Source organism: Hydrogenophaga sp. (assembly GCF_051858985.1).
Lineage (GTDB): Bacteria > Pseudomonadota > Gammaproteobacteria > Burkholderiales > Burkholderiaceae_C > Hydrogenophaga.
Window position 1 is genome coordinate 655750 of record NZ_JBHYGM010000003.1, and the last position, 17317, is coordinate 673066.

Here is a 17317-nt window from a genome sequence, read left to right on the forward strand (position 1 = left end):
TGGAAGTGAAGTTCAGGCCACCGGCATGGTGTGAGCGAGCCAGGGCTTTTTCGCAAGGCGCTCGGTTTCGAACGCAGCGATCTTGTCCTTGTAGCGCAGCGTCAGGCCGATGTCGTCGAGCCCGTTCATGAGGCAGTACTTGCGGAAGGCCTGGACCTCGAAAGGAAGCTCTTCTCCCCGGGGTTTGATCACCACCTGGCGCTCCAGGTCGATGGTGAGTTCGAAGCCGGGGAAGGCGGCCACCTCATCGAACAGTTGCGCCACCTGGCCCTCGGGCAGAACGATGGGCAGCAGGCCGTTCTTGAAGCAGTTGTTGAAGAAGATGTCGGCGTAGCTCGGGGCAATCAGTGCGCGAAAGCCGTATTGGTCAATAGCCCAGGGCGCGTGTTCGCGCGACGAGCCGCAGCCGAAGTTCTTCCTCGCCAGCAGCACCGACGCGCCGGCATAGCGCGCCTGGTTGAGCACGAAGTCGGGATTGGGCTTGCGGCTCGCCGGGTCCTGCCCGGGTTCACCCTTGTCGAGGTAGCGCCATTCGTCGAACAGGTTCTGGCCGAAGCCGGTCTTGCGGATCGATTTCAGGAACTGCTTGGGGATGATGGCATCGGTGTCGACGTTCTCGCGGTCCATCGGGGCCACGAGACCCTTGTGAAGGGTGAATTTCTGCATGGTGATGCGCGCGTTATTTCGCCACGTCCTGAATCTTCTCGCCCGCCTTCTCGACGCCCTTGCCGGCCGCCTGTCCAGCTTGCCGGGCGTCCTGCTTGACGCCGCTCCAGGTGTTGCAGCCGCCCAGGGACAGCGAGAGGATCAGGGCAGCGAAGGTGCATGCGATGGTTTTCATGGTGGTCTCCATTGGTGGGTTGCGGGGGTGGGTGATCAGGCAAAGGTGCGCACGTCCACGAAGTGGCCGTGCACGGCGGCCGCGGCGGCCATGGCGGGTGAAACGAGATGCGTGCGGCCACCAGCGCCCTGACGGCCTTCGAAGTTGCGGTTGCTGGTGGAGGCACAACGTTCGCCGGGCTCCAGGCGGTCGGCGTTCATGGCCAGGCACATCGAGCAGCCCGGCTCGCGCCATTCGAAGCCTGCGGCCTTGAAGATCTCGTGCAGGCCTTCGCGCTCGGCCTGCGCCTTCACGAGGCCCGAGCCCGGAACCACCATGGCCAGCTTGACGTTTCTCGCCACTTTCAAGCCGAGCTTCTTCACCACGGCGGCGGCCTCGCGCATGTCCTCGATGCGGCTGTTGGTGCACGACCCGATGAAGACCTTGTCGATGAAGATGTCGTTGAGGGCCTTGCCGGGTTGCAGGTTCATGTAGGTCAAGGCGCGTTCAATGGCGCCGCGCTTGCTGGCGTCCTTTTCGCGATCGGGGTCGGGCACGTGGCCATCGATGCCGAGAACCATTTCAGGCGATGTGCCCCAGGTGACCTGCGGCACGATATTCGCGGCGTCGAGCTCCACCAGCGTGTCGAATTTCGCATCTGCGTCGGAGTGCAGCGTCTTCCAGTAAGACACGGCCAGGTCCCATTCAACGCCGGTGGGCGAGAGCGGGCGACCCTTGACGTACTCGATGGTCTTCTCGTCCACCGCCACCAGGCCAGCGCGTGCGCCCGCCTCGATGGCCATGTTGCAGACGGTCATGCGGCCTTCGATGCTCAGCGCACGGATGGCGGCGCCGCCGAACTCGATGGTGTAGCCAGTGCCGCCGGCCGTGCCGATCTTGCCGATGATGGCCAGCACGATGTCTTTGGCGGTGCAGCCTCTGGCCAGTTGCCCTTCGACGCGCACCAGCATGTTCTTTGCCTTTTTTGCCAGCAGGGTCTGCGTGGCCAGCACATGCTCCACTTCACTGGTGCCGATACCGTGGGCCAGCGCGCCAAACGCGCCGTGCGTGGAGGTGTGGCTGTCGCCGCAGACCACCGTCATGCCGGGCAGGGTGGCGCCGTTTTCCGGACCGATCACGTGCACGATGCCCTGGCGTTTGGACATGAAAGGAAAGAAGGCCGCGGCGCCGAACTCGGCGATGTTGCTGTCCAGTGTGGTGATCTGTTCCTTGCTGATCGGATCGGTGATGCCGTCGTAGCCCAGCTCCCAGCCGGTGGTGGGCGTGTTGTGGTCGGCGGTGGCCACCACCGAACTCACGCGCCACACCTTGCGACCCGCCTGGCGCAGGCCTTCGTAGGCCTGCGGGCTGGTGACTTCGTGCACCAGATGACGATCGATGTAGAGGACGGAAGTGCCGTCTTCCTCGGTGTGGACGACGTGTTCGTCCCAGATCTTGTCGTAGAGCGTGCGTGGCATGTCGTGGGTGTGTCTCGTGGAGGAATGATTCTAGGCGGCCTGTCGCAGTTCGTCGGCCCGCAGGTGATCGACCAGCAGGCGCGCGGTGGCAGGCAGGCTGGAGAAGTCGCGGGCCACCAGCACCAGCTGGCGCTGGGCCCAGACGTCGGTGAGGGGTAAAGCCTGCAGGGCATCGCCGGTGTGCAGCAAACCGAAGGCACGCTCGGGCATCACGCCCACGCCCAGGCCATTGGCGATCATGCGACATATGGCGTCCAGGCCGGTGACCCGGATGCGCACGCGCACGGCGGCGCCGGCACGTGTGGCGGCCTGGTGCGTGGCCAGGTGGATGGAACTGTTCGCGTGCAGGCCCACATGGTCGAAGGGCAGCGAGGCTTCGAACGGGAGCGGCCCGGTGTTCGCGAGCGCGTGGTCTTTCGGTACCACCAGCACGAGCCGATCGCGCCGGTAGGGGAGGGTCTGCAAGCCACTGGCACCCACGGCGCCGTTGCAGAGTCCGAGATCGGCCGCACCCTCCTGCACGGCGCGCAAGACCTCGGGGCTGAGGTGTTCTTCCAGGTCGATCTTGACCTGCGGGTGCAGTCGGGCGAACGCCCCCAGGTCCTCCGGCAGGAACTGCACGATGGCCGAGATGCTGGCGTGCACGCGCACGTGGCCCCGCACACCATCGGCGTACTCGGTCAGTTCGGCCTGCATCTTCTCCAGCCCGAAAAGGACCGAGCGCGCGTGGTGCAGCAGGCTCTCGCCCGCCGGTGTGAGGCGCACGCCGCGCGCGTGGCGGTGCAACAGCGTGGCGCCCAGCGCGGCTTCCAGATCCGACAGGCGCTTGCTGATCGCCGACGCCGCGATGAATTCGCGCTCCGCCGCGCGCCCGATGCTGCCCAGCTCGCACACGGCAACGAACAGCTGCAGGGAGGTGAGGTCGATCTGGCGGGCGAAGTTGCGTTCGGAGAGCATGGGTGGTGGTGACCTCTCGTAATGCGAGGTCAGTTTTGGATTTTCTCTCAGAATGGCTTGGCATGACATCTCCAACGGTGATGCCTGACCTGCTCCCCTGCGCAGACCGCAGACGAAAGAAAGCCCGCACGAGGCGGGCTTACAGAGGGCGCGGGCCCGATCAGCGGCTGGCGATGGGCTTGATGTCGCGGCGCATCGAGCCAGTGAAGAGCTGGCGCGGCCGACCGATCTTGTATTCGGGGTCGCTGATCATCTCGTTGAGTTGGGCGATCCAGCCCACGGTGCGAGCCAGCGCGAAGATGCCGGTGAACAGGTTGACCGGGATGCCGATGGCGCGCTGCACGATGCCGGAGTAGAAGTCGACGTTCGGGTAGAGCTTGCGCGAGACGAAGTACTCGTCTTCGAGGGCGATCTTCTCGAGTTCCTTGGCCAGCTTGAACAGGGGGTCGTTTTCCAGACCCAGTTCCTGCAGCACTTCATTGCAGGTTTCCTGCATGAGCTTGGCACGGGGGTCGTAGTTCTTGTAGACGCGGTGCCCGAAGCCCATCAGCTTGACGCCGGAGTTCTTGTCCTTGACCTTCTCCATGAACTCGCCGACCTTGGAGACGCCGCCCTGGCGCTGGATGTCTTCCAGCATGTTCAGGCAGGCTTCGTTGGCGCCACCGTGGGCGGGGCCCCACAGGCAGGCCACGCCCGCAGCGATGGCTGCGAACGGATTGGTGCCGGACGAACCGCACAGGCGCACGGTGGACGTGGAGGCGTTCTGCTCGTGGTCGGCGTGCAGGATGAAGATGCGGTCCAGCGCGCGTTCGAGCACCGGGTTGACCTGGTATTCCTCGCAAGGGGTGCCGAACATCATGCGCAGGAAGTTGCCCGAGTAGCTCAGGTCGTTCTTCGGGTACATGTAGGGCTGGCCGATGCCGTACTTGTAGGCCATGGCCACCAGGGTGGGCATCTTGGCGATCAGGCGGATGGCGGCGATCTCGCGGTGCTTCGGATTGTTGATGTCCGTGCTGTCGTGGTAGAAGGCCGACAGCCCGCCGACCAGGCCGGTGAGCACCGCCATGGGGTGGGCGTCGCGGCGGAAGCCGCGCAGGAAGAACTGCATCTGCTCGTTGACCATGGTGTGGTTGATCACGAGCTTGTGGAAGTCGCCGCGCTGCTTTTCGTCCGGCAGTTCGCCGTTGAGCAGCAGGTAGCAGGTGTCGAGGTAGTCGCACTGCGTGGCGAGCTGCTCGATGGGGTAGCCGCGGTACAGCAACTCGCCCTTGTCACCGTCGATGTAGGTGATGGCCGACTGGCAGGCGGCCGTGGAGAGGAAGCCCGGGTCGTAGGTGAACATGCCGGTCTGCGCGTAGAGCTTGCGGATGTCGATCACGTCCGGCCCGATGCTGCCGGCGTACACCGGCAGATCCACGCTGGGGCTGCCGTTGGAGAACGACAGGGTGGCTTTGTTGTCTACGAGTTTCATGCGGTTTCCTTTTAAGGCTGACTTAAACGGGTTGCCGGGTGGCACGAAGCATGCCCAGCACTTGCGTGACATCGTCACGGACCAGATCACCCTCTGGCGGCTTGCGGCCCAGCAACAGATCCAGCAGATCGTTGTCGGCCAGATCCATCAAGACCTCCAGGGCATCGGCCTGACCCACGGTCAAGCCAGATTCGTGCCTGGCAAAAAAGCGCTCGATGAACAGATCGTTCTCGAGCAGCCCGCGGCGGCACCTCCAGCGCAGTTTGCTCAAGGCGCGTTCGCCAAGCAGGGCTTCGGTGGTGGTGGCGTCCATGGGTGTGGGAGGTGGGCGCTCAGACCGAGCGCATCACCATCATTTCCTTGATCTTGCCGATCGCCTTCGTGGGGTTCAGGCCCTTGGGGCACACATCCACGCAGTTCATGATCGTGTGGCAGCGGAACAGGCGGTAGGGATCTTCGAGGTTGTCCAGACGTTCGCTGGTGGCCTGGTCGCGGCTGTCGGCGATGAAGCGGTAGGCCTGCAGCAAGCCGGCTGGGCCAACGAACTTGTCGGGGTTCCACCAGAAGCTCGGGCAGCTGGTGGAGCAGCTCGCGCACAGGATGCACTCGTACAGGCCATTGAGCTCGTCGCGCTCTTCGGGGCTCTGCAGGCGCTCCTTTTCAGGCGCCACGGTCTCGTTGATCAGGTAGGGCTTGATGCTGTTGTACTGCTTGAAGAACAGCGTCATGTCCACGATCAGGTCGCGAACCACGGGCAGGCCGGGCAGGGGCTTCAGGGTGATCACACCCGGCAGCGTGTTCATGTTGGTCAGGCACGCCAATCCGTTCTTGCCGTTGATGTTCATGGCGTCCGAGCCGCACACGCCTTCGCGGCAGGAGCGGCGGAAGGAAATGGACGGGTCCACCGCCTTGAGTTTCATCAGCGCGTCCAGCAGCATGCGCTCGTGGCCGTCGAGTTCCACCTCGATGGTCTGCATGTAGGGCTTGGCGTCCTTCTCCGGGTCGTAGCGGTAGATCTTGAATGTGCGTTTGGCCATGGTGTTTTTTCTCCGAGCGTCGTGGGAACGGTGGTGTCAGAAGGTGCGCACTTTCGGCGGCACCGACTCCACGGTCAGGGGCTTCAGGTTGACGGGTTTGTACGACAGGCTGTTGCTCGCGCTGTCCCACAGCGTGTGCTTCATCCATTCGGCATCGTTGCGGCCCAGCGGGAACTGCGCGTCGTCGGCGGGCCGCTCGTAGTCGCTCACGGTGTGTGCGCCCCGGCATTCGCGTCGCGCGGCGGCCGAGGTCATGGTGGCCTGTGCGCACTCGATCAGGTTCTCCACTTCCAGCGCTTCGATGCGTGCGGTGTTGAACACCTTGGACTTGTCCTTGAGCTCGATCGCGTTGACGCGCGCGCGCATGGCGTTGATCTTGGCCACGCCTTCGTCCATGCTGGCCTGTGTGCGGAACACGCCGGCGTGCTGCTGCATCGCGGCGCGCAGGTCGTTGGCCACGTCCTGCGCGTACTCACCGCTGGTGGTGGCGTCCAGCCGCGCCAGCCGCGCCAGCGTCCTGTCGGCAGCGTCCGCCGGCAGCGGCTTGTGGGTCTTGTTCTTGTCGTTGAACTGAACGATGTGGTTGCCCGCCGCGCGGCCGAACACCAGCAGGTCCAGCAGCGAGTTGGTGCCCAGGCGGTTGGCACCGTGCACGCTCACGCAGGAGCATTCGCCCACCGCGTAAAGCCCGTTCACCACCTTCTGGGCGCCCTGGCCGTCGGGCGTGACGACCTGACCGTGGATGTTGGTCGGGATGCCGCCCATCTGGTAGTGGATGGTCGGCACCACGGGAATCGGCTCGCGCGTGATGTCGACGTTGGCGAAGTTCACACCGATTTCGTAAACCGAGGGCAGGCGCTTGTGGATGGTCTCTGCGCCCAGGTGATCGAGCTTGAGCAGCACGTAGTCCTTGTTGGGACCACAGCCACGGCCTTCCTTGATTTCCTGGTCCATGCAGCGGCTGACGAAGTCGCGCGGCGCCAGGTCCTTGAGCGTGGGGGCATAACGCTCCATGAAGCGCTCGCCTTCGCTGTTGAGCAGGATCGCACCTTCGCCACGGCAGCCTTCGGTGAGCAGCACGCCGGCGCCGGCCACGCCGGTGGGGTGGAACTGCCAGAACTCCATGTCCTGCAGCGGGATGCCGGCGCGAGCCGCCATGCCCAGGCCGTCACCCGTGTTGATGAAGGCATTGGTGGACGCCGCGAAGATGCGGCCGGCGCCACCGGTGGCCAGCAGCGTGGTCTTGGCTTCCAGGATGTAGGTCTCGCCCGTTTCCATTTCCAGCGCGGTCACGCCCACCACGTCGCCGCTGGCGTCGCGGATCAGGTCCAGCGCCATCCATTCCACGAAGAAGGTGGTGCGGGCCTGCACGTTCTGCTGGTAGAGCGTGTGCAGCATGGCATGGCCGGTGCGGTCGGCCGCCGCGCAGGCGCGCTGCACGGGCTTCTCGCCGTAGTTGGCGGTGTGGCCGCCGAACGGGCGCTGGTAGATGGTGCCGTCGGGGTTGCGGTCGAACGGCATGCCGAAGTGTTCCAGCTCGTACACCACCTTGGGTGCTTCACGGCACATGAACTCGATGGCGTCCTGGTCGCCCAGCCAGTCGGAGCCCTTGATGGTGTCGTAGAAGTGGTAGTGCCAGTTGTCCTCGTTCATGTTGCCGAGCGAGGCCCCAATGCCGCCCTGTGCGGCCACCGTGTGCGAGCGGGTGGGGAACACCTTGGAGAGCACGGCCACCTTGAGGCCGGCGCGCGCCAGTTGCAGCGAGGCGCGCATGCCGGAGCCACCGGCTCCGACGATGACGACGTCGAACTGACGCTTGGGAAGGGATGCGGATGCGGACATGGCTTCAGAGCCTCCAGAGAACTTGAACAGCCCAGCCCAGGCAGGACAGGAGCCAGACGATGGTGAAGACGTGCAGCACGAGGCGGATGCCGGCGGGCTTGACGTAGTCCATCCAGATGTCGCGCATGCCCACCCACACGTGGTAGGCCAGGGCCAGGAAGACGGCGAATGTCAGTGCCTTCATCCACTGGGTGGAGAAGATGGCAGCCCAGCTTTCGTAGCCGATCGGGCCACGCGTGAACACCACCTGGGCGAGCACGATCAGCGTGAAGATCGCCATGAGGGCGGCGGTGATGCGCTGCGCCAGCCAGTCGCGAAGGCCGTAGTGGGCGCCAGTGACGACGCGTTTGGAACCGTAGTTGACAGACATGATGGGTGCTTCCTCGTGGCTCAGTAGAGGCCGAACAGCTTGGCGCCCAGCACCAGGGTGAGGCCGATGCTCGACACCAGGGTTACCAGGGCGGAGGTCCTGCCGAATTCCTTGCTGACGGCATGGAAGGCGTCCATGTAGAGGTGGCGCACGCCGGCGATGAGGTGGTGGAGGTAGGCCCAGATCAGCGCCAGCACCACGAGCTTGAAGAACCAGCCCGGCAGGAAGCCGATGCCGCCAGCAAACGCCGCGCTGAATGCCTCAAAGGAGATCTCGGAGGACACCGAGGTGTCGAACAGCCAGACGATCAGCGGCAGCAGCAGGAACATCAGGGCGCCGCTCACGCGGTGCAGGATCGACACCCAGCCGGCGGGAGGCAGACGGTAGGTGGTGAGGTCCGTGAATGCGTTGATGTTGCGGTACTCGGGCCGCTTCTTGGTCAACTCGGTCATGGTGGGGCTTTCATCCGGGGAAAGGGAACGGGAAGATCGGTGGGGAAAAGGGGGCTGTAACGCGTTGGTAACTTCCGTCAACGGTTTTACCAGAGCCCGCAAATTCTATTGCAACGCACCATACCGCTGGCTGACGAGGGTCTGTTGCGGCGCTCGCAGGCGGCGGCCGGTACCGCCATCAGCTCAATTCGTTGCGGTAGTGGCGCGCATCGGTGCGGTAGAGACCGCGACGCAGCTCCATGGGCTCGTCGTTGTAGGTGAAAGCCAGCCGCTCGACGCTCAGCAACGGGGTGCCGGCCGCCACGCCCAGCAGGGCCGCAGCGTCCGCTTCGGCGCCGACGGCCTTGATTTTCTCCACTGCCCGCACCATGCGCACACCGAACTGGGCCTCGAACAGCGCGTACATGGGACCCTTGTCTTCTGAGAGTGTTTCCACGGTGAGACCCTTGAAGGGCGTGCCGGGCAACCAGAGTTCCTCCAGGATGGCCGGCACGCCATCGAAAGCAAGCACCCGCTTGACCTGCAGCACCGCGTCGCCTGTGCGCAGGGCGAGTTGGCGCGCCACTTCGGCCGGTGCGCGAAGGCGCCTGCATTCGATGATGCGGCGCTCGGCCGGGCCCTGGTCCTGCAGCGTGCCGGTGTCGGGCAGCAGGCGCAGGAAACGGTACTGCGTGTGCTGCTCGGCGTGGGTGGCCACGAACGTGCCCTTGCCCTGGCGGCGCACCAGCAGATTCTCGGTGGCCAGCTCGTCGATGGCCTTGCGCACCGTGCCCTGACTCACACGAAAGCGCGCGGCCAGATCGAATTCGCTCGGGATCATGTCGCCCGGCTTCCACTCCCCGGCCTGCAGGCTGCGCAGGATCAGTGTCTTGATCTGCTGGTACAGCGGGCTGAAGGCCGGCGCAGTGCTGTCCGGCGCATCGGGCGGCGAAACGTCAGCGGATGTCGTGGAAATGTGGGACGGAGTGGCCATGCTTTTCAGGTGCCACAGAGGCACTGGTGACACGCAATCATATCTTATATAAGACATAAGACAAATTGACGTATCAGGGTTTGCGAGAGTACACTCGCGGGCTGCATTCGTTCCATTTCCACCGTCCTTTTCCGGAGTTTTTCACCATGAACAAGAAGCCCGTTCGCGTTGCCGTCACTGGCGCCGCTGGCCAGATCGGTTACGCCCTGCTGTTTCGCATTGCCTCCGGCGAAATGCTCGGCAAGGACCAGCCGGTCATCCTGCAACTGCTGGAAATTCCCGACGAAAAGGCCCAGAAGGCGCTCAAGGGCGTGATGATGGAACTCGACGATTGCGCCTTCCCGCTGCTGGTCGGAATGGAAGCCCACAGCGACCCCATGACCGCCTTCAAGGACACCGACTACGCCCTGCTGGTGGGCTCGCGTCCCCGCGGCCCCGGCATGGAACGTGCCGAGTTGCTGGCCATCAACGGCGCCATCTTCATCGCCCAGGGCAAGGCCCTGAACGCCGTGGCCTCGCGCGACGTCAAGGTGCTGGTGGTGGGCAACCCGGCCAACACCAATGCGTACATCGCCATGAAGAGCGCGCCCGATCTGAAGCCGGGCAACTTCACCGCCATGCTGCGCCTTGACCACAACCGCGCCGCCTCGCAGATCGCCACCAAGACCGGCAAGCCGGTCGCCAGCATCAAGAAGCTGGCCGTGTGGGGCAATCACTCGCCGACCATGTACGCCGACTACCGTTTCGCCACCATCGATGGCGCCTCGGTCAAGGACATGATCAACGACCAAGCCTGGAACAAGGACGTGTTCCTGCCTACCGTGGGCAAGCGCGGCGCCGCCATCATCGAAGCGCGTGGCCTGTCGTCCGCCGCTTCGGCCGCCAACGCCGCCATCGACCACATGCGCGACTGGGCGCTGGGCACCCAGGGCGAGTGGGTGACCATGGGCATTCCCTCGCAGGGCTGGTACGGCATTCCGAAGGACGTCATGTTCGGCTTCCCCGTCACCTGCGAAAACGGCCAGTACAAGGTCGTCGAGGGCCTGGAGATCGACGCCTTCTCGCAAGAGTGCATCGACAAGACCCTGGCCGAGTTGCAAGGCGAGCAGGACGGCGTCAAGCACCTGCTGTAACCGGTTGGTAACCTGGCAGTGACCCATCCGCGATCCATCCTTCTGGGGGCCCAGGCCGGAGCGTGCTCGCTGCCGGTCTGTGATCACTACAGCGGGGTGGAGGCGCGGATGCGCAAGAGCCTGGCGCTGCAGGCCGAGATGGCGGCGGAGTTCGGCACCTGCGTGTTCGACGTGACGCTGGACTGCGAAGACGGTGCGCCCGTGGGTGGCGAGGCCGAGCACGCCCGACTGGTGGTGGAGCTCGCGCTGGCCGCAGCGCCCCAGGCGCGGGTGGCCGCACGAGTTCACCCGGTGGACCACCCGGCGTTCGACGCCGATGTGGCCACCATCGCGAGCCGCGCGGGGCACCGCTTGTGCCATCTCATGGTGCCCAAGGTGGAGTCGGTGGCCGACGTGCAGCGCGCCGTGGCCGCGCTCGATGCCGCCGGCGCCACCGCGTTGCCGCTGCATGTGCTGATCGAGTCGCCCGCCGCCATCCACCGCGCCTTCGACATCGCCGCCCATCCGCGCGTGCAGAGCCTGAGCTTTGGCCTCATGGATTTTGTGTCCGCGCACGGCGGCGCCATTCCTGCCGATGCCATGAGCGTGGCCGGCCAGTTCTCCCACCCGCTGGTGCTGCGCGCCAAGCTGGCCATGGCATCGGCCTGCCACGCGCACGGCAAGGTGCCTTCGCATTGCGTGGTGACCGAGTTCAAGGACGTCTCGGCGCTCGGTGCCGCTGCGCGCAAGGCCGCTGGCGAACTGGGCTACACCCGCATGTGGAGCATCCATCCCGATCAGATCCGCCCCATCCTGGCGGCGTTCGCGCCCTCGCCCGGCGAGGTCGAGGCCGCCGCCGCCCTGATCGAACGTGCGATGAGCGCTGACTGGGCGCCCGTGCAGTTCGAAGGCCGGCTTCACGACCGCGCCAGCTACCGCTACTTCTGGCAGGTCCTGGAACGCGCGCACCAGACCGGTCTGCCCTTGCCCGATGCGGTGCAGCCTCACTTTGCCGAACCGGCCCTGCTCGGGCATTGAGCTTGCTTTCGACCCCACCCATTTTTCCTACCCCACGCTTTCCTTCCCATCTGGAGTACGACATGTCCACCACCTTCCTCGCCGACTACCGCGCCCACACCGCCGAGCGCGCCGCGCTCGGCATTCCGCCCCTGCCGCTGGACGCGAAGCAGGTGGCCGCGCTGATCGAACTGATCAAGTCGCCGCCGGCCGGTGAAGACGCGTTCCTGCTGGACCTGCTGACGCACCGCGTGCCCCCCGGCGTGGACGACGCTGCGCAGGTCAAGGCCAGTTTCCTGGCGGCGGTGGCGCATGGCGATGTGGCCGTGAGCCTGATCTCCAAGGCCAAGGCCACCGAGCTGCTGGGCACCATGGTGGGTGGCTACAACGTGCACCCGCTGATCGAGCTTCTGGACGACGAGGAGGTGTCGAGCGTGGCCGCCGAAGGCCTGAAGAAGACGCTGCTGATGTTCGACTTCTTCAACGACGTGGCCGAGAAAGCCAAGGCCGGCAACCTCAAGGCGCGCCAGGTCATCCAGAGCTGGGCCGACGCCGAGTGGTTCACCAGCCGCCCGGAAGTGGACAAGACCATCACCGTGACCGTGTTCAAGGTGCCCGGTGAAACCAACACCGACGACCTGTCCCCCGCACCCGACGCCTGGAGCCGCCCGGACATTCCGCTGCACTACCTGGCGATGCTGAAGAACACCCGCGACGGCGCGGCCTTCAAGCCCGAGGAAGACGGCAAGCGTGGCCCGATGCAGTTCATCGACGACCTGAAGAAGAAGGGCCATCTGGTCGCCTACGTGGGCGACGTGGTGGGCACCGGCTCCAGCCGAAAGAGCGCCACCAACAGCGTGATCTGGGCCACCGGCCAGGACATTCCCTTTGTGCCCAACAAGCGCTTTGGCGGCGTGACGCTGGGCGGCAAGATCGCCCCCATCTTCTTCAACACGCAGGAAGACTCGGGCGCGCTGCCGATCGAGGTGGACGTGAGCAAGCTCGAGATGGGCGACGTGATCGACATCCACCCCTACGACGGCAAGATCACCAAGGACGGCAAGACGCTGGTGGAATTCCAGTTGCGCAGCGACGTGCTGTTCGACGAAGTGCGCGCTGGCGGCCGCATCAACCTCATCATCGGTCGCTCGCTCACCGCCAAGGCTCGCGAGTTCCTCGGCCTCGCCGCCAGCACCGCCTTCCGACTGCCGCAGCCGCCTGCCGCCACCAACGCCGGCTTCACGCTGGCGCAGAAGATGGTGGGCCGCGCGGTGGGCTTGCCAGAAGGCTTCGGCGTGCGGCCCGGCACCTACTGCGAACCGCGCATGACCACCGTGGGTTCGCAGGACACCACCGGCCCCATGACCCGCGACGAACTGAAAGACCTGGCCTGCCTGGGCTTCTCGGCCGATCTGGTGATGCAGAGCTTCTGCCACACCGCGGCCTATCCCAAGCCCGTGGACGTGAAGACCCACCGCGAGCTGCCGGCTTTCATCAGCAACCGCGGCGGTGTGTCCCTGCGCCCTGGCGACGGCGTGATCCATTCGTGGCTCAACCGCCTGCTGCTGCCGGACACGGTGGGCACCGGTGGCGACTCGCACACCCGGTTCCCCATCGGCATCAGTTTCCCCGCCGGCTCCGGCCTGGTGGCGTTTGGCGCGGCCACCGGCGTGATGCCGCTGGACATGCCCGAATCCGTTCTGGTGCGCTTCAAGGGGCAGATGCAGCCTGGCGTGACACTGCGCGATCTGGTGCACGCGATCCCGCTGTACGCCATCAAGGCGGGCCTGCTCACGGTGGCCAAGGCCGGCAAGATCAACATCTTCTCGGGCCGCATCCTGGAAATCGAGGGCCTGCCCGACCTGAAGGTGGAACAGGCGTTCGAGCTCAGCGACGCTTCGGCCGAGCGTTCGGCCGCAGGCTGCACCATCAAGCTCAATCCCGAGCCGGTGAAGGAATACCTCACCAGCAACGTGGTGCTGATGAAGAACATGATCGCCGACGGTTACCAGGACAAGCGCACGCTGGAGCGCCGCATCCAGAAGGTGGAAGCCTGGCTGGCCAACCCCAGCCTGCTCGAAGCCGATGCCAATGCCGAGTACGCCGCCGTGATCGAGATCGATCTGGCCGACATCAAGGAACCCATCCTGTGCTGCCCGAACGATCCGGACGACGCCAAGACCCTCTCCGAAGTCGCTGGCACCAAGATCGATGAAGCCTTCATCGGTTCGTGCATGACGAACATCGGCCACTTCCGCGCTGCGGCCAAGCTGCTGGGCGGCCAGCGCGACATCCCGGTCAAGCTGTGGGTGGCGCCCCCCACCAAGATGGACGAGAGCGAGCTCATCAAGGAAGGCCATTACTCGGCCTTCGGGACGGCCGGCGCGCGCACCGAAATGCCCGGCTGCTCGCTGTGCATGGGGAACCAGGCGCAGGTGCGCGAAGGTGCGACAGTGGTGTCCACCTCGACCCGCAATTTCCCGAACCGCCTGGGCAAGAACACCAACGTGTACCTCGCCTCGGCCGAACTCGCGGCCATCGCCTCCAAGCTCGGCCACATCCCTACCGTGGCCGAATACCACGAGGCCATGGGCGTGGTGAACAAGGATGGCGCCGCGATCTACAAGTACCTGAACTTCGACCAGATCGAAGAGTATGCGGACGCGGCCAAGGGCGTGACGGCCTGACAGATCCCCGCCGCGCCGCCTGCCCTCGGCGCCCGGGTCTAGAAAAAGCCGCTGCTGTGCAGCGGCTTTTTCATGTCTGGGTGGCTAGCGCGCGCAGCATGTCGGCGCTGGCCTCATCCGCCGGAAAGAACGTCTCCAGCGCCAGTTCCTGCAACGTGATGTCCACCGGCGAGCCGAACACCGTGGTGGTGCTCACGAGGTTCAGCACGCCGTGGCCGGTGTCGAACTGGAACGGCATGAGCACACCGTGGTGCTCGCCGGGCAGCGACACGGCTTCGCCGCCGAACGACTCCGGATATCCCTTGAGCTCGGCCAGCAGCGCCGCCAACGTCTCGTCGCCGGTGGTGTGGATCTGCTGGCGCAGGCGCTCGAACAGGTGTTCGCGCCACTGGCGCAGGTTGGCGATGCGTGGCGCCAGGCCTTCGGGGTGCAGGCTCAGGCGCAGCACGTTGATGGGTCCTTGCAGCAGCGCTGGCGAAGCACCCGCCATGAGCGGCGCCACCATGCGGTTGGCCATCACCAGGTTCCAGTGGCGGTCCATGGCCAGCGCGGGCCAGGGTTCGTGGCATTCCAGGATGCGCTGCACCGCCGCGCGTGCCGGCGCCATGTCGGGCGCTTCCAGGGGCCGTTCGCGGTACATGGGCGCGTAGCCGGCTGCTTCCAGCAGGGCGTTGCGCTCGCGCAGCGGCACTTCGAGCCGGTCGACCAGGCGCAGCACCATGTCGCGGCTGGGGCTGGCGCGCCCGGTCTCCACGTAGCTCAGATGCCGCGTGGAGACATCGGCCACGTGGGCCAGGTCGAGCTGGCTCAGCCGGCGGCGCTGGCGCCAGTGGCGCAGGCGTTCACCGAACGGCGAGGGAATGGCAGCGGTGCGGGCTGGGGAGGTGAGGGCGTTCATGGCCGGCATGGTAGGGCACCGCAACGGCAACAGGCCATGACCTCCCAGGTCATGGACGTGCGGCGCAACTGGCCGGACGATGGGCACCGTTCTCACTCGTCAACCCCTCCAGGAGTCCACCATGTCCCTCATCGCCTCTCTCACGTCCCCTGCCGGCCTGCGGCGCGTGCTCGCCTTTGACGCCATCTCCGGTGCTGGCACCGGCGCCCTGCAGCTGGGGCTCACCGGTCTGCTGTCGCAGTGGCTCGGTTTGTCCGCACCGCTGCTGCAGGGTTCAGGAATGGCGATCTTCGCCTTCGTTGCGCTGGCGGGCTGGCTCGCACTGCAGTCCGAGCCCCGACGCGCCGCACTGGCCACCATCGTGGTCTGCAACTTCGCCTGGGTGATCGGTTGCATCGCGCTGGCCTTCGGGGGTGCGCCCGGTGTCACGGCGCTGGGCGTGGCCTATCTGCTGTTCCAGGCGGTGGTGGTGCTGGTCCTGGCCGAACTGCAATGGATGGGTTTGCGGCGCCAGCGCGTGGCCATGATGGCCTGAACCCTGCCCTGCCAAAATGAAAAGGCGGCCCGTGGGCCGCTTTTTCATGGCGATCCTTCAGCCGATCAGCGGGTGCCGTTCACTTCCACATCGACGCGGCGATCCGGCTGCAGGCAGGCCACCAGCGCAGCGGTGCGCTGCGTGCCCCTGCAGTCGCCCGGCTTGGTCACGGGCATGGTCTCGCCCTTGCCCACGGCAGAGATCCTCGACGCATCCAGACGGCCCGCTGTGACCAGGTAGTTCTTCACCGCGGCGGCGCGCTCTTCAGACAGCTTCTGGTTGTATTCGGCCGAGCCCAGGCGGTCCGTGTGGCCCTCCACGGTGATGGTCTGGTAGTTGGTGTTGGCGATGTCGCGCGAGAAACCGTCCAGAGCGGCGCGGCCTTCGGGGCGCACGGCAGAAGCGTCGAAGCCGAACAGCGATTCGGCCGACATGCTCACGCGCTGCGGAGCCGGGGCGGGCGCCGGCATCGGCATGGGTGCGGGCGGCGGTGCCTGTACCAAGGGTGCCGGCGCGGGGGCGGGTGCCACATAGACCGGGGCCTGGGCCACGTAGGGAACCGGCTCGGGTGCTCGGCCGAACGGGAACACCAGACCGACGGTGTACAGGCTCACATTGGTGCGGCCGTTCACGCCGTTGTTCACGCGGTAGCGCTCGACCTCGCCGCGAATCCACATGGCCCGTGTCAATTCGTACTGCACCCCCAGGCCCACCTTGGCATTGGCCTTGTTGTCGTTGCGATCGGCCACGCCCGCAGCACCCGCGCCTGTGAACGAGGCGCGCGTGCGGCCCATCGCCACGCCCACGCGGCCCAGCAGCGAGAACCTCTCGCTCAGCGGCAGCGTGCCCACCAGGTCCAGGTTCAGGCCGCGCATGCGCGTGTCGTTGTTGAACGTGCCGCCCGGCGCGGTGCCCGAGAACGTGGACTTGCCCAGGTCGAAATAGCCCGCCTCCATGCCGAAGTTGCGGTTGAACTGGTAGCCACCGAACAGCTTGTAGCCCGTGTCGGTCTCGTCGCTCGTGATGCCGGTGAGGGCCGCGCCGCCCAGCACGCCCGCAGCGACGGCGGCTTCGTCCACGCTGGAGCGGGCGGTGCCCGCCGAGACGCCACCGTAGAAGAAGCCGGGTTCCTGCGCCAGCGCAGGCGCAGCCGCGAGCGAACCAAGGCCGGCGAGTGTCAGCACGCGCAGCAGGTGGGGGGATTTCATGGGGGTCTTTCGAGAGCGGAATGAACTTCGCGGAGGCGAAGAGGAGGTGTCACCGATCGATTCTTGAGGGGGCCCTGCAGCCGGTCTGTACGTTGCCGGACATAGCCGCGCGGGGTTGTTTTGCGGGCACAGGTGCGCCCCGCCAGATGGCGTGTGCGACAGCGAACAGATCGATTGCCTGACAACACCTAATCTGCTTTTCCGCGGGGGCAGCAAGCCTGCAGCCCCCGTTCACAAACCAAAAAGGAAAAAGCCATGACCCTGGGAACCATTCTGTTGATCGTTCTGGTGCTGTTGCTGGTCGGCGTCATTCCCAGCTGGCCGCACAGCAGATCTTGGGGCTACGGACCCAGTGGATTGCTGGGCGTGGTGCTGGTGATCGTGCTGATCCTGCTGCTGATGGGAAGAATCTGACCCTGCGCCGATGCATGGGGCATTTCGGTGCCCCATGCACGCCTGG

Annotated in this window: 18 protein-coding genes; 5 read left to right on the forward strand and 13 right to left on the reverse strand. The window is 65.6% G+C overall.

From position 1 onward, the window contains the following. Positions 1-12: 12 nt before the first annotated feature. The 11 genes from leuD to ACTIEY_RS15600 all read right to left on the reverse strand — a co-directional run bounded on the left by leuD (position 13) and on the right by ACTIEY_RS15600 (position 9400). Entirely contained in the window at positions 13-666 is a 654-nt protein-coding gene (gene leuD / locus ACTIEY_RS15550; RefSeq protein WP_439520032.1) for a 3-isopropylmalate dehydratase small subunit, read from the reverse strand. A 13-nt stretch (positions 667-679) separates the two neighbouring features. Then, the gene (locus ACTIEY_RS15555; protein ID WP_439520033.1) at positions 680-841 is read right to left on the reverse strand and encodes an entericidin EcnAB; all 162 of its coding nucleotides are present in this window, start codon (positions 839-841) and stop codon (positions 680-682) included. Between the two features lie 35 nt (positions 842-876). Continuing rightward, positions 877-2298, reverse strand: a complete 1422-nt coding sequence (leuC, locus tag ACTIEY_RS15560) for a 3-isopropylmalate dehydratase large subunit (RefSeq protein WP_439520034.1) — start codon at positions 2296-2298, stop codon at positions 877-879. 30 nt (positions 2299-2328) lie between these two features. Beyond that, positions 2329-3255 (reverse strand): LysR family transcriptional regulator, encoded by a 927-nt coding sequence (locus tag ACTIEY_RS15565; protein WP_439520035.1) that lies wholly within the window; start codon positions 3253-3255, stop codon positions 2329-2331. Between the two features lie 160 nt (positions 3256-3415). Beyond that, on the reverse strand, positions 3416-4726 hold the full coding sequence (locus ACTIEY_RS15570; protein WP_439520036.1) for a citrate synthase: 1311 nt from the start codon (positions 4724-4726) through the stop codon (positions 3416-3418). 22 nt (positions 4727-4748) lie between these two features. Continuing rightward, positions 4749-5039 (reverse strand): succinate dehydrogenase assembly factor 2, encoded by a 291-nt coding sequence (locus ACTIEY_RS15575; RefSeq protein WP_439520037.1) that lies wholly within the window; start codon positions 5037-5039, stop codon positions 4749-4751. 19 nt (positions 5040-5058) lie between these two features. Beyond that, positions 5059-5763, reverse strand: a complete 705-nt coding sequence (locus ACTIEY_RS15580; RefSeq protein WP_439520038.1) for a succinate dehydrogenase iron-sulfur subunit — start codon at positions 5761-5763, stop codon at positions 5059-5061. Positions 5764-5799: 36 nt separating this feature from the next. Beyond that, positions 5800-7605, reverse strand: a complete 1806-nt coding sequence (sdhA, locus tag ACTIEY_RS15585) for a succinate dehydrogenase flavoprotein subunit (protein WP_439520039.1) — start codon at positions 7603-7605, stop codon at positions 5800-5802. A 4-nt stretch (positions 7606-7609) separates the two neighbouring features. Then, positions 7610-7975, reverse strand: a complete 366-nt coding sequence (gene sdhD / locus ACTIEY_RS15590; RefSeq protein ID WP_439520040.1) for a succinate dehydrogenase, hydrophobic membrane anchor protein — start codon at positions 7973-7975, stop codon at positions 7610-7612. 20 nt (positions 7976-7995) lie between these two features. Continuing rightward, entirely contained in the window at positions 7996-8427 is a 432-nt protein-coding gene (gene sdhC, locus ACTIEY_RS15595) for a succinate dehydrogenase, cytochrome b556 subunit (protein ID WP_439520041.1), read from the reverse strand. Between the two features lie 178 nt (positions 8428-8605). Next, positions 8606-9400 carry a GntR family transcriptional regulator gene (locus ACTIEY_RS15600; protein ID WP_439520042.1) on the reverse strand — a complete coding sequence of 265 codons (795 nt, stop codon included), beginning with the start codon at positions 9398-9400 and terminating at the stop codon, positions 8606-8608. 146 nt (positions 9401-9546) lie between these two features. Here ACTIEY_RS15600 and ACTIEY_RS15605 point away from each other — a divergent pair, with 146 nt between their 5' ends. The 3 genes from ACTIEY_RS15605 to acnB all read left to right on the forward strand — a co-directional run bounded on the left by ACTIEY_RS15605 (position 9547) and on the right by acnB (position 14216). Then, positions 9547-10533, forward strand: coding sequence for a malate dehydrogenase (locus ACTIEY_RS15605; RefSeq protein ID WP_439520043.1), 987 nt, complete (start codon positions 9547-9549; stop codon positions 10531-10533). A gap of 12 nt (positions 10534-10545) precedes the next feature. Next, entirely contained in the window at positions 10546-11550 is a 1005-nt protein-coding gene (locus tag ACTIEY_RS15610; RefSeq protein ID WP_439520305.1) for an HpcH/HpaI aldolase/citrate lyase family protein, read from the forward strand. Between the two features lie 62 nt (positions 11551-11612). Beyond that, positions 11613-14216: a bifunctional aconitate hydratase 2/2-methylisocitrate dehydratase gene (gene acnB / locus ACTIEY_RS15615; protein ID WP_439520044.1), complete on the forward strand. Its 2604-nt coding sequence runs from the start codon at positions 11613-11615 to the stop codon at positions 14214-14216. 70 nt (positions 14217-14286) lie between these two features. On the opposite strand, the gene ACTIEY_RS15620 is transcribed toward acnB, so the two are convergent. After that, positions 14287-15114, reverse strand: coding sequence for an MmyB family transcriptional regulator (locus ACTIEY_RS15620; protein ID WP_439520045.1), 828 nt, complete (start codon positions 15112-15114; stop codon positions 14287-14289). A gap of 121 nt (positions 15115-15235) precedes the next feature. On the opposite strand from ACTIEY_RS15620, the gene ACTIEY_RS15625 reads away from it, so the two are divergent. Then, the gene (locus tag ACTIEY_RS15625) at positions 15236-15649 is read left to right on the forward strand and encodes a hypothetical protein (RefSeq protein WP_439520046.1); all 414 of its coding nucleotides are present in this window, start codon (positions 15236-15238) and stop codon (positions 15647-15649) included. 65 nt (positions 15650-15714) lie between these two features. Here the strand turns inward: ACTIEY_RS15625 and ACTIEY_RS15630 are convergent, their stop codons facing one another. After that, a complete protein-coding gene (locus ACTIEY_RS15630) occupies positions 15715-16857 on the reverse strand; it encodes an OmpA family protein (RefSeq protein WP_439520047.1) in 1143 nt (380 codons plus the stop codon). A 255-nt stretch (positions 16858-17112) separates the two neighbouring features. Here ACTIEY_RS15630 and ACTIEY_RS15635 point away from each other — a divergent pair, with 255 nt between their 5' ends. Further along, entirely contained in the window at positions 17113-17271 is a 159-nt protein-coding gene (locus ACTIEY_RS15635; RefSeq protein ID WP_439520048.1) for a DUF3309 family protein, read from the forward strand. The last annotated feature ends 46 nt before the right edge of the window (positions 17272-17317 follow it).